General features: G+C 33.8%; 7 protein-coding genes. 3 read left to right on the top strand and 4 right to left on the bottom strand.

The features are described 5' to 3' along the window. Nucleotides 1-337: 337 nt before the first annotated feature. Both J2Y38_RS00035 and J2Y38_RS00030 read left to right on the top strand, forming a co-directional pair. Nucleotides 338-3,346: a TonB-dependent receptor gene (locus tag J2Y38_RS00035; protein ID WP_309838365.1), complete on the top strand. Its 3,009-nt coding sequence runs from the start codon at nucleotides 338-340 to the stop codon at nucleotides 3,344-3,346. Nucleotides 3,347-3,354: 8 nt separating this feature from the next. Then, on the top strand, nucleotides 3,355-4,851 hold the full coding sequence (locus J2Y38_RS00030) for a RagB/SusD family nutrient uptake outer membrane protein (RefSeq protein WP_309838363.1): 1,497 nt from the start codon (nucleotides 3,355-3,357) through the stop codon (nucleotides 4,849-4,851). Nucleotides 4,852-5,214: 363 nt separating this feature from the next. Here the strand turns inward: J2Y38_RS00030 and J2Y38_RS00025 are convergent, their stop codons facing one another. After that, nucleotides 5,215-6,678 (bottom strand): MFS transporter, encoded by a 1,464-nt coding sequence (locus J2Y38_RS00025; RefSeq protein ID WP_309838361.1) that lies wholly within the window; start codon nucleotides 6,676-6,678, stop codon nucleotides 5,215-5,217. Between the two features lie 389 nt (nucleotides 6,679-7,067). Between J2Y38_RS00025 and J2Y38_RS00020 the strand changes: the two genes are divergently transcribed. Next, complete coding sequence (locus tag J2Y38_RS00020) at nucleotides 7,068-8,345, top strand: glycosyl hydrolase family 8 (RefSeq protein WP_309838359.1); 1,278 nt, start codon at nucleotides 7,068-7,070, stop codon at nucleotides 8,343-8,345. Nucleotides 8,346-8,442: 97 nt separating this feature from the next. On the opposite strand, the gene J2Y38_RS00015 is transcribed toward J2Y38_RS00020, so the two are convergent. From J2Y38_RS00015 to J2Y38_RS00005, 3 genes are all read right to left on the bottom strand, one after another. After that, nucleotides 8,443-9,069, bottom strand: a complete 627-nt coding sequence (locus tag J2Y38_RS00015) for an SDR family oxidoreductase (RefSeq protein WP_309838357.1) — start codon at nucleotides 9,067-9,069, stop codon at nucleotides 8,443-8,445. Continuing rightward, nucleotides 9,070-9,876, bottom strand: coding sequence for an inositol monophosphatase family protein (locus J2Y38_RS00010; protein ID WP_309838355.1), 807 nt, complete (start codon nucleotides 9,874-9,876; stop codon nucleotides 9,070-9,072). Between the two features lie 78 nt (nucleotides 9,877-9,954). After that, on the bottom strand, nucleotides 9,955-10,869 hold the full coding sequence (locus J2Y38_RS00005) for a helix-turn-helix transcriptional regulator (RefSeq protein WP_309838353.1): 915 nt from the start codon (nucleotides 10,867-10,869) through the stop codon (nucleotides 9,955-9,957). Nucleotides 10,870-11,227: the final 358 nt, after the last annotated feature.

Raw genomic sequence — 11,227 nt, 5'->3', positions numbered from 1 at the left:
TTCTGTTTTTTTCGATAAATCACTTAAAAACCGTCAATATGGCTATTTCTGTAGTTTTCATGCTACAAAATTGATAGTTTTTGCATCATTTTTAATAGACAAAATTTAGGTTAAGCTTATATTTTTGGATGTAAGAAAAATTAAATAACCCAGGAAAACAAGTATTAACCTTTTTAAAAATTACAGTATGAAATGAAAACCAAATCATTTATTGAATCCTTATTTGCATTAAAATTTAATAGACATAAAAACCACTTTTAAATTTTAAAATAAAGATTACGATAACTAAAACTTTACAACCAAATAACTATTTAAACTAATCAAAAAACCAATTGAAATGATGTTAAAATTGAAATATGCAATAATCACATTGCTGATAATCAGCAGTCATAATATGATGGCACAGTCAAAGACCATACAGGGGATAGTTACAGATCCCTCGGGGTTTCCTCTTCCGGGTGCCGGTGTTAATGTAGAAGGCTCACAAAACAGCGCCGCTACAGATTTTGACGGAAAGTATACTTTAAAAGGTGTAAACCCTACAGACAAAATTACATTTTCGTTTGTTGGCTTAATTTCACAAACAATCACTGTAGGAACAAGAAATACGATTGACGTTACTTTAGCCTTATCCACACAAAGCTTAAATGAAGTTATAGTAGGTTACGGAACTCAAAAGAGAACTAAAGTAACCGGAGCAATTTCTACAGTAGGTTCAAAAGATATTGCCGCAGTGCCTATTACAAATGCAGAGTCCGCTTTACAAGGTAGAGCAGCGGGTGTAACTGTTGTAAATGGTGCTCCGGGTTCTAATCCTACGGTTACGATTCGTGGTTTGGCTACCATGGGAAACAGCGCTCCTTTGTATGTAATTGACGGAGTTTTAACGAATAACTTATCTGGACTGAGCCCTAATGATATTGAATCGATGTCTGTTTTAAAAGATGCTTCAACAACAGCTTTATACGGTTCAAAAGCTTTTAACGGAGTAATTATGGTTACTACGAAAAAAGGAAAAAAAGGACCAGGACAATTGAATTTTAGCACTTACGCCGGTTTTCAGACTATTACAAAAAGATATGATGTTTTAAATACACAGCAATACCTGCAGTATGCCAAAGATTTAGGAAGTGATTTAACAGCAAGAGCTGCTGAATTTGGCAATACAAATACCAACTGGCAGGATCAGATTTTTCAAAGCGGTGTAATGCAGGATTATAATTTGAGTTTCTCAAATGGTACAGAAACTTCTACATCCCGTTATTCTGCTGAATATTTGAAACAGGAAGGAGCCGTTATCAATACTGGTTTTGAACGTTATTCATTTAGAGCAAATAACACGCAAGATATTGGCAGACTTAAAGTAGGAAGCAATATCGGAATTTCTTTCAGTAAAATCAATCCGGAGCGTAACTCAGGAGGAAGAACATTATTAGAGCATGCTATTAAAATGGCACCTTATTTACCGGTTTACAATGGAGCAAATTTAGGTGGTTATCAAGGCCCTAGCGCAATTGATGGTAATGATGCCGAAAATCCTGTTCGTGTAGCCAATTTAGGATATCAAAAAATCAATAATTTATCTATAATAGGAAACATCTACGCTGAACTGGAAATTTATAAAGGACTGAAATTTAAGTCACAAGTTTCATTAGATTATTTTACAAGCAAGGATCATACTTTTATTCCTAGTTTTAGTGACGGTTCTTATCATAAACAAGCGTTTTCAACAACTAATGAAACCAATACCCAAGGTCAAAATATTGTTTTTGATAATAGTTTAACTTATAAAACTACTATCGCGGCAAAGCATAATATTGAGGTATTAGGAGTTATCACTAAAATTGACGGAAAAGGGCAAAATTTAGCAGCAGGAAGCCGTTACTATATTTCAAACGAAATTGATCAGCTGAGATATAATGAAGGAAGTTTGAGTTCAGGAAATTTTGAAGAAAAAAATATTGGATATATCGCCCGTATCAATTACGATTATGATGATAAATATATACTTGCGGTTTCAGGGCGTAGAGATGCTTCATCTCGTTTTGGAGCGAATAACCGTTGGGGTAATTTCTACTCATTTGCTGTGGGATGGAATATAGCCAAAGAAAGTTTTATGACAGATTCTGTTTTTAGTACACTGAAACTTAGAGCAAGTACAGGAACAACAGGAAACGACAGAATAGACAATTATCAATACGCAGCGACATTACTTGCTGATTATAATTATCCAATTAACGGAGGAAATGCACCGGGTGTTTCTCTTGGAGTTGCTTCTAATCCTGACTTGAAATGGGAATCTAAAAAAGATAGAAACATCGGTTTAGATTTTGGTTTGTTTGACGAAAAATTCACGGGATCTTTTGAATATTTTAATAATAAAAGCAGTGATATTCTTTTTGCAGTTCCGTTAGCGGCCTCTGTAGGATCTGCAGGCGGTGGAACTCAAATTCAGAATATTGCCGATGTGAAGGTATCAGGATATGAAATATCATTAGGTTACAATGACAGAAAAGGAGATTTTACATGGTCTGCCGTAGCTAATTTAGGAACAAGCAAAAACGAAGTAACAAGTTTAGCGCCGGGAGTAACCAGTGTGTTAGGCGGTCCAACAGCAAGAGCTGGTCTGGAGAACTTTTCAAGACTGGAAGTAGGTCAGCCGTTATTTTACTTTTATGGTTACGAAACAAATGGAATCTATCAAAATCAGGCAGAAGTAGATGCTGTTTTTGGCCCGGGTCAAACTATTATTAAACCAGGAGATATTCGCATTGTGGATCGTGATGGTAATAAAATCATCAATTCAAATGATAAAACTAATATTGGAAATCCATATCCTGATTTTACTTATGGTTTAAACCTTACAGCAGCCTACAAAAAATTTGATTTCAACTGTTTCATAACAGGAGTTCAGGGCAACGATATTTACAATGCAAACAAATTTGACTTAACAGGGATGAATCGTTTGTTTAATGCCAGTACAGAAGTTTTAGACAGAGCAATTGTTGTAAATGGTGTTGTAACCAATCCATCAGCAACTTTGCCTAGAGCGCAGGGAGCAGATATCAACTGGTCTTCGGCTAATCAGCGTTATATTGAAGATGGTTCTTATACAAGATTAAAAAATATCACTTTAGGATATACCTTATCAGGAGAAACATTTGACAACCATTTTTCAAATGTAAGATTTTATATAAGTGGTCAAAACCTTATTACGATTACAAATTATTCTGGGTTAGATCCTGAAATTGCACGTGCAGATACTAATGCAAATTCTGCGGGTATCGACTTAGGAAGGTATCCACAGCCTAAATCAGTAATTTTTGGACTTGATGTTAAATTTTAATATATAAGATGATGAAAAAAATAAAACATATAGTTGCAGTATTGTTGGGAGTTTTCGCAATAAGTTCATGTGACACTTCGGAATTAGAATTAACTAATCCAAACACATTATCGCCGGAGACTTTCTTTAAAACCGAAGCGCAGGTAGAATCTGCTGTAAATGCAGCTTATGCAAATTTACAGACAAGAGGATTGTATGCCCGAAATCTTGCTTTTGCAATGGATCTTATGGCGCAGGATGCAGCAGGAAATCCGCAGTTAGAAGGTAATAAAAAACCTTTTCAGGATTTTTCTTTTAATGCAGGAAATGATATTATTCAGTATTACTGGGAATCTTGTTTCCTTGGAATTTCCAGAGCAAATTTTGTATTAGATAATGAAGGTAAAATTAATGATTTACCAGATTCAGTTTTATCACAAGCAAGAAAGAATAAATTTTTAGGAGAAGCACATTTTTTAAGAGCCTATTATTATTTTCTTTTAGTGAATCGTTTTGGGGATGTGCCCATTTATAAAACCGGAACTATTGCAGGTGCAGCAAGAAGCCCTAAAGCAGAAGCTTTTGATTTGATCAGGGCAGATTTAGAATTTGCTTCTCAAAATTTGCTGCCTAGAGGTACAGAAGTTGTAGGAAGAGTGACTAAAGAAGCGGCTTATGCTTATTTAGGGAAAGTATTATTATACGAAAAGAAATATGATCTGGCTTTAGCAGCCCTTAATAACGTTACAGGATTCAGCCTTGAAGATAAAGGCAGTTTTTACAACAACTTTATGGAAGAAACGGAGCACGGTAAAGAATCTGTTTTTGAAGTTGAATTTAATGAAAACAACGGAACTGGTAACAAATGGGATGATGCAGGAAACAGCGGCGGAACTGGTTTTGCGGAATCAACGTTGAGAGGTCAGGAATATGGTAATTTAAGCTGGTTCAACGTATATCCGCCAGATGCATTGCTAAATTCTTATGAAGCTGGAGATTTACGTTTTGGAGATACTTTTTATGTACCGGGTTCCAAATATTTAAACGGAACACGTACTATGACAGCACAAAACTTTAATACATCGGCAGGTCTTAGAAATGCAGGCTGGAAAAAATATCAGAACTATTATAAAAAAGAAGATGAAGCTACACAATCCAGTATTAACTTTAAAGTTATGCGTTATGCAGATGTATTGCTTATGAAAGCAGAATGTGAAAACCAAAGAGACGGAGGCTCTCAAACAGCAGCTATTGCTTTTATAAAAGAAGTTAGAGATCGTGCAGGTTTAACCACTACAATTACTCCAACAAAAGAAGCTGTTTTCACTGCAATTGTTCATGAACGTAAAGTAGAATTTGCAGGAGAGCAAAGCCGTTTTGACGATATCATCAGATGGGGAAATGCCAGCACAGAATTAGCAAACACTGGTTTTCAGGCAGGTAAAAATGAGTTGTGGCCAATACCTAATAGAGAAACATCTTCTAATCCAAATATAAAACCAAGTGATAATAATCCTGGGTACTAAATGATTAAATTATGTTAGTTTGAGTTAAGTAAGTTAGTATTTTGGATAAACAGTGCACTTGTAATGCACTGTTTATTTTTTTGGTAAGGACAGAGTTAATTTTAGATTTTAGAATTTAGATTTCAGGTCTAAAGTTTTAAGTTTTAAGTTTCAAGTTTCAGGTTGAACTGAGGATATTTTAACGCAAAGTTCGCAAGGCTTTTTTATAGTGTTAAACTATTAGATTTAAAAAGTTCGCAAAGCTTTGTGTTGATCCAGCTTTGCGAACTTTGTATTTTTATAAAAATCTTATATGCAGAAAAATCTTTGTGTGCTTTGCGTTAAATAAAAAAGTTTCAGGTTTAAAAACCTACAATCTACAATCTATACCCTTCTTACCTTCAAATCTGTTTCAATTTGAATTTCCATTTCTTTATCTATTGCATAAAAGCATAACAGAACTGCACTTATAATAAATATAAAGCCCGGATAAATACTTACTGAAAGTTTAATACCTTCAACAGCAGCCGGAACCTGATTCACTTCTTCGGCTACATAACCATACTTAGATAAAAAAGCGGCACCTAAAGCACTGCCTATACTTATGCCAATTTTTAATCCAAAAATCATAGCTGAGAAAACAGTAGCAGTAGCTCTTCGATTGTTTTTCCATTCGCTGTAATCAGCCACATCAGCAATCATGGCCCACAATAAAGGAATTGTTACACCGTAAATAAAACCATGTAATAATTGGGTTAAAAAAACCATTGCAATAGCGGTTCTGCTGTAGAAATTAAACAGCAGTAAACTCAAAGCAGATAAGAAAATGAAAGTGATATAGATATTTCTTTTGCCAAACGAATCAGCAAGAGATTTTGAAAACAGGATTCCAAATATCATAAAAATAATCCCTCCGCCATTAAAAAGGCTAAAAGCAGAAGTTGGAGCATCTTTTGGCCATTGAAGATCTACAAAACCCATTGCTGTTAAGGAATTATTTACTTTTTCAATAAAAGCAGTAAAACCAATATCATTCAAGAAAATAGCCTGAGCAGCAGGATCTAAATAATATTTAAAGTAAAAAACATACATGCCGCCCTTTAAAGACAAAGTTATAAATACTAAAATAGTGACCAGTAACATAACCAGCCAGGGTCCGTTTTTATACAAATCAATAAAATCCTGCTTCACAGAAGATTCCTGATTTTTTGCAGGAATGATTCTTTCTTTAGTAGTAAAAAAAGTAACCAGAAAACAAATTATCCCAATAAAAGCAAATAGTATCATGGTGTTTTTAAAACCAACTGCTTTATCTCCATTTCCTAAAATCAAAACAAAAGGAAGTAAAAGCGACTGAACTATAAATTGAGCTATCATTACAGCAACAAAGCGATAGGAGGAAAGACTATTTCGTTCTTTCATATCACCAGTTAAAACGCCGCTTAAAGCAACATACGGTAAATTATTTGCGGAATAAAGCAGCACTAAAAAAAAGTAAGTCAGCAATGCATAAGTTATCTTACCTGATATTCCAAAATCAGGAGTTAAAAAAGAAAGCACAGCAGCAATTCCAAAAGGCAAAGCCGTCCATAATATCCAAGGTCTGAACTTTCCCCATCTCGTTTGAGTACGATCAGCAATAACGCCCATAATGATATTAAAAAAAGCACCAGTAAAACCTCCGGCAAAGATAATAATGCTTGCTGTTCCGGCTGGAATTTTATAAACATCTGTGTAAAAGAAAGCTAAAAAAGTCAGCAGAGTCTGAAAAATCAAATTCGCTGCAAAATCACCTAAACCGTAACCTGTTTTTTCTAGTATAGAAAGCTTTTGGGATGTATTACTCATAAAAATTTAAGGATTGCTTTTACAGGTTTATAGCCTGTTATATTAATTGCAAATTATTTTTGAGGCGCATTTCTATCAAAAAAATAACACTTCATTTTACTCTGTTTTACCTGAAAGGTTTAATGTAAAAATAGCTTGAAAGTTGAAAAAAGTGTATCATTTTTGAAGCCTATATTAACATATTTGAAGCATGAGTTTGTTTTAATAAATCTATTAAATGATTTAATTAAAAACACAACCAGTTGTTTAATGAATAATAAATTAAGATATAATTTTGATTTTTATGTCTTTTATTTATTGATATTATTTTTATGCAACCAGTTGTGTGTTTATTGTTTTTGCGTATATTTAATTTATTATAAAAAGACTAACAAATAAACCTAGATAATATGACTGTATATCAAATTATTACAAATGAATATTTGGTTAAAATCCGATTTTTTATTATCGTTTTCACCTTAATTATTCCTGCTTTTCTCATTAGTCAAAACAAAACAGATAAACCTCAGTACCAAAATCTTTTTGCAGCAGCAGGTTACAGCCAGGCTGAAATTGACAGCAAATTAGCCAAAGCTTATTATGATGTTTTTGAAGGGCCAAATAGAGTATATTTTGAAGAAGGAGATTCTTTAGGATATGTTTCGGATGTTAAAAATAAAGATGCCCGTACTGAAGGAATGTCATACGGAATGATGGTTGCTGTTCAGCTCAACAAAAAAGAAGTTTTTGATCGTCTTTGGCGATGGTCTGTAAAATACATGCAGCATCAGGATGGACCAAGAGAAGCTTATTTTGCATGGAGTGTAAATCCGCAGACAAAAAAACAGAATTCTCCCGGTTCTGCTTCAGACGGGGAATTGTATTATATAACCAGTCTGCTTTTTGCTTCTAACAAATGGGGCAATGATACAGGAATAAATTACTACAAAGAAGCCAGAAGAATATTAGATGCCATGTGGAAAAAAGACGGCACTGGAAATATCTATAATATTATAAATACAGAACACAAGCAGATTTCTTTTGTACCGGAAGGAGGCGGCTACAATTGGACAGATCCTTCTTATCATGTTCCTGCATTTTACGAAATCTGGGCATTATATGCTAAAGACGGTCACGAACAGTTTTATAAAGAATGTGCGGTTGTTTCGCGTAATTTTTTACATAAAGCCTGTCATCCTGTAACGGGTCTAAATTCAGATTATACCGAATTTAACGGAGAACCACATCCAACGCCCTGGATGCCGCCCGGATTCCGTTATGATTCCTGGCGTGTCCCTATGAATATTGCAATGGATTATACGTGGTATGGAAAAGATAAAAAATGGCAGGAAGATTATGCGAAGCGATTTCAAAATTTCCTGAGATCAAAAGGATTAGATACTTATGAAGATCAGTTTAATCTGGATGGTTCTACTCCTGATTTTATTCTTCAGGCAGGTTCGGTAAAAAAACTAAGACATTCCATTGGGTTAGTAGCCACTGCGGGTACGGCATCTCTGGTAAATAAAGATAAAGCAAGTATGGATTTTGTTCATGCTGTCTGGAATGCTAAACTCGAGCCTTATGAAGATGGTTATTTTGATCCGTATTATGATGGGCTGATGTATCTTTTTAGTCTAATGCATCTTAGTGGAAAATATCAAATAATAGTTCCGGAAATAAAATAGCTTTTTAAGTAAAAAAGGAACAACTTGTAAAAATCACTCTAATTGTAAATGTATAAAAGGAGTAACAGTACAAACGCTGTTACTCCTTTTTGTAAAATCAATTTGTTAGGGCAACGTATTGATAAAGTCTCACTGGATTTTCTACTTCGGTAATTAAAAATTGAGCAACATCGGCTCTTGAAACTTTACCAACTTTCATTCCTTTTTGAAGTACTGATATTGCTTTATAAGTTGACTGTGCATTTCCGTTGGTAAGCATTCCAGGTCTTATGATTTCCCATTTCATAGTACTTTTGGTGATTATTTCTTCCATTATAGTTTTATTGATATATTGGTCTTTAAGAAATAGCGAAATCACCGTTCGCATAAAAAAGCTCAAATAATTTTTACTTTCTCCCGCTCCAAAACCTGTAATGACCAAAACTGGCGAAGAGAATTTTAAATCATCAGTAATCTTAACCAATGTATTAGCAATATCAGAAAATAACGTAGTTGCTTTTTTCTTTTTTGTCCCAACGGTTATAAGTACCGCATCAGATCCAGTTATGGCATTTTTTAAATCTATTAGCGATGTTGCGCTGCCATTTATTTTAATAAGATTGGGATGATTTGGAATCTGATCAGTATTTGTTGATAATGCCGTTACAATGTGGCCTTTTTTAAGAGCCAGTATAACAGATTCCAGCCCAATTCCTGCTCCGGCTCCTATAATTGCTATATTCATTTAGTTTGTTGATTTAATTTGCAGATATTTTTCAGTAATACTTTTTTGTGCCACGAGTACGCTTTCGCTTCCCCATTTCCATGGAGTTCCTGTTGTTGTTAGGATTTCGGCACCAGCTTCTTTGGCAATAAGCAATCCTGCAATCCAGTTATAAGTGTCGAGATCTTCCTGAACAAACAAATCAATCCTGCCTGCACCAACATAAGCCAATTGCAATCCGTGTGGTCCGTAATTTCTAACAATTCCAAAATTCTGAATCAAATTAGTAACCGTAGTACCTATTTTTTTATTTAAATCATTATTTGATTTGTCCTGATGTCCATATTCAAAAACAGCAAGCATAACAGATTGATCTGTCTTGTTGCTAAGTTCGAGTAATTTGCCATTCATAAATGCGCCTTCACCATCTTTTGCCCAAAACATTTCATTAGCCAATGGATCAAAAATTACAGAAAATAAAGGTTTTCCATGACGAATGAGCGCCAAATTTATTGTCCATCCTGCAATATGATGAAGGTATTGTATAGCACCATCCATGGCATCGCAAAGCCAGTACTCTTCATCGCTTGAAGGATTTCTTTGTGAATCGGTATCAAACTCGTCACCTATGTGCCAAGGGATATTTGGATACTGCAGCTCTAAATCTTCTTTTAAAGAACTTAGACACAAAGTATCAATATCTTCTAATTTTTTTAAAAGCTCATCCATAGATTGTGGAATCGCATTTTGCTTATAGTCTTTTAAAAAGACGTTTCCCACTTTTCGTACTGCATCTAGTATGATTGGGATATTGATTTCGTTTTGCATATCATTATAAATTAATTACAATGCAAAATTAATTAGAGGATGATCTTTAATGTAGTTTGAATGAAGGGAAGGATAGTCCTAATCACGGAATTTTTTCCGAAATTCAAGAGGAGTAAGGCTGGTTAGTTTTTTAAAAAGTTTTCCAAAATAAACAGGCTCGTCATAACCAACCTCATAAGCAATTTCTTTTACGCTGCTGTCTGTAAAGTAAAGCAGTCTTTTGGCTTCTGTTATAGATGCCTCTTGAATATGAGCTGAGACCGGACTTCCTGTTAATGATTTTACAGTATCATTTAAATGTGCAGCTGAAATAGAGAGAGCTGAAGCATACTGTGCTGGTTGTTTCCATGTTTTATAATGTTCTTTTGTTAATTTTATAAAAGCTTCCTTAATGATAATACTGCGACTTTCTTTGGATTTACTAAGAGGTGAATTAGAAACGAGTTCCCCTGAAATTAAATTTAAAAGTGCATTTAATAAAGAATGAATACTTTTTTGAATGTAGGTATTTGTATTTTCAGACTGCACTTTTTCAATTAAATCCATTAGGATTTTAAGCTGTTGAAAAAAGGGAGATTCTTCTCGTAATAAAAATGGATTATTGATTTTATTTTCTAAAAGCTGCAGGAGCTCTTTATTAACCAGCGATGAATCAAAACTAATCATCCATCCATTCGGATTTTCTACTGTTATAATATGATGTACTTCTTCAGGAAAGATACAAAGTAAGGCAGGTCCGGTAAATTCTATAATTTCAAAATCAATATTTAATTTAAACTCTCCGTTTAAGGCAAACATTAATTGACAATGATCATCCCGATGAGGTTTAGAGATGTCGTGATTCTCTATCTCTTTATCCTCCATATTAACAATAATAATTCCTGCTCTTGCAGAAGGTGGGAGTTCAAATTGTTGAATATTTTGGTTTTGATTTTTCAAGCTTATAATAGTATCATTTATACTGCTTGCAAAAATAGAGATTAAAAATGTCAAATGTTTCAGATTTCATTCCTAAACAAATTACAAAAGGCTAACAAGTCTCTCTTAAAAACAGAATATTTGTTATGAAATGTGTAGAAATATGGTTTTTATAAATATTGTTTTTGCTGAAAAATATTAAAAATAGGAAAAATCTTAAAATATAAAATAAAAAATTGTGATGCAAACTTAATATTATCAGAGAGTTAAGAAAAAGTTGCTAAAATATTTTAAAAAAAAGCGATAAAAAGTATTGTAAATGCTGATAAACTCACTACTTTTGCACCCGCTTTGAGAGACAAGCGAAAAAGAAAATAAGACACGTTCGTAGACATATTGAATTGACAGCCGTTTTGAAAGAGATTTCAAAACA

The organism is Flavobacterium sp. 2755 (genome assembly GCF_031455715.1).
GTDB lineage: Bacteria > Bacteroidota > Bacteroidia > Flavobacteriales > Flavobacteriaceae > Flavobacterium.
The sequence above is the reverse complement of the archived record's forward strand: the minus strand, read 5'-3'. Positions and strand labels throughout refer to the sequence as shown.

Excerpts from the sequence above, each read along its gene's own strand:
- J2Y38_RS00030 (WP_309838363.1), top strand. The coding sequence starts at position 3,355 with ATGATGAAAAAAATAAAACATATAGTTGCAGTATTGTTGGGAGTTTTC.
- J2Y38_RS00015 (WP_309838357.1), bottom strand. The coding sequence starts at position 9,069 with ATGAATATAGCAATTATAGGAGCCGGAGCAGGAATTGGGCTGGAATCT.
- J2Y38_RS00010 (WP_309838355.1), bottom strand. The coding sequence starts at position 9,876 with ATGCAAAACGAAATCAATATCCCAATCATACTAGATGCAGTACGAAAA.
- J2Y38_RS00020 (WP_309838359.1), top strand. The coding sequence starts at position 7,068 with ATGACTGTATATCAAATTATTACAAATGAATATTTGGTTAAAATCCGA.
- J2Y38_RS00035 (WP_309838365.1), top strand. The coding sequence starts at position 338 with ATGATGTTAAAATTGAAATATGCAATAATCACATTGCTGATAATCAGC.
- J2Y38_RS00025 (WP_309838361.1), bottom strand. The coding sequence starts at position 6,678 with ATGAGTAATACATCCCAAAAGCTTTCTATACTAGAAAAAACAGGTTAC.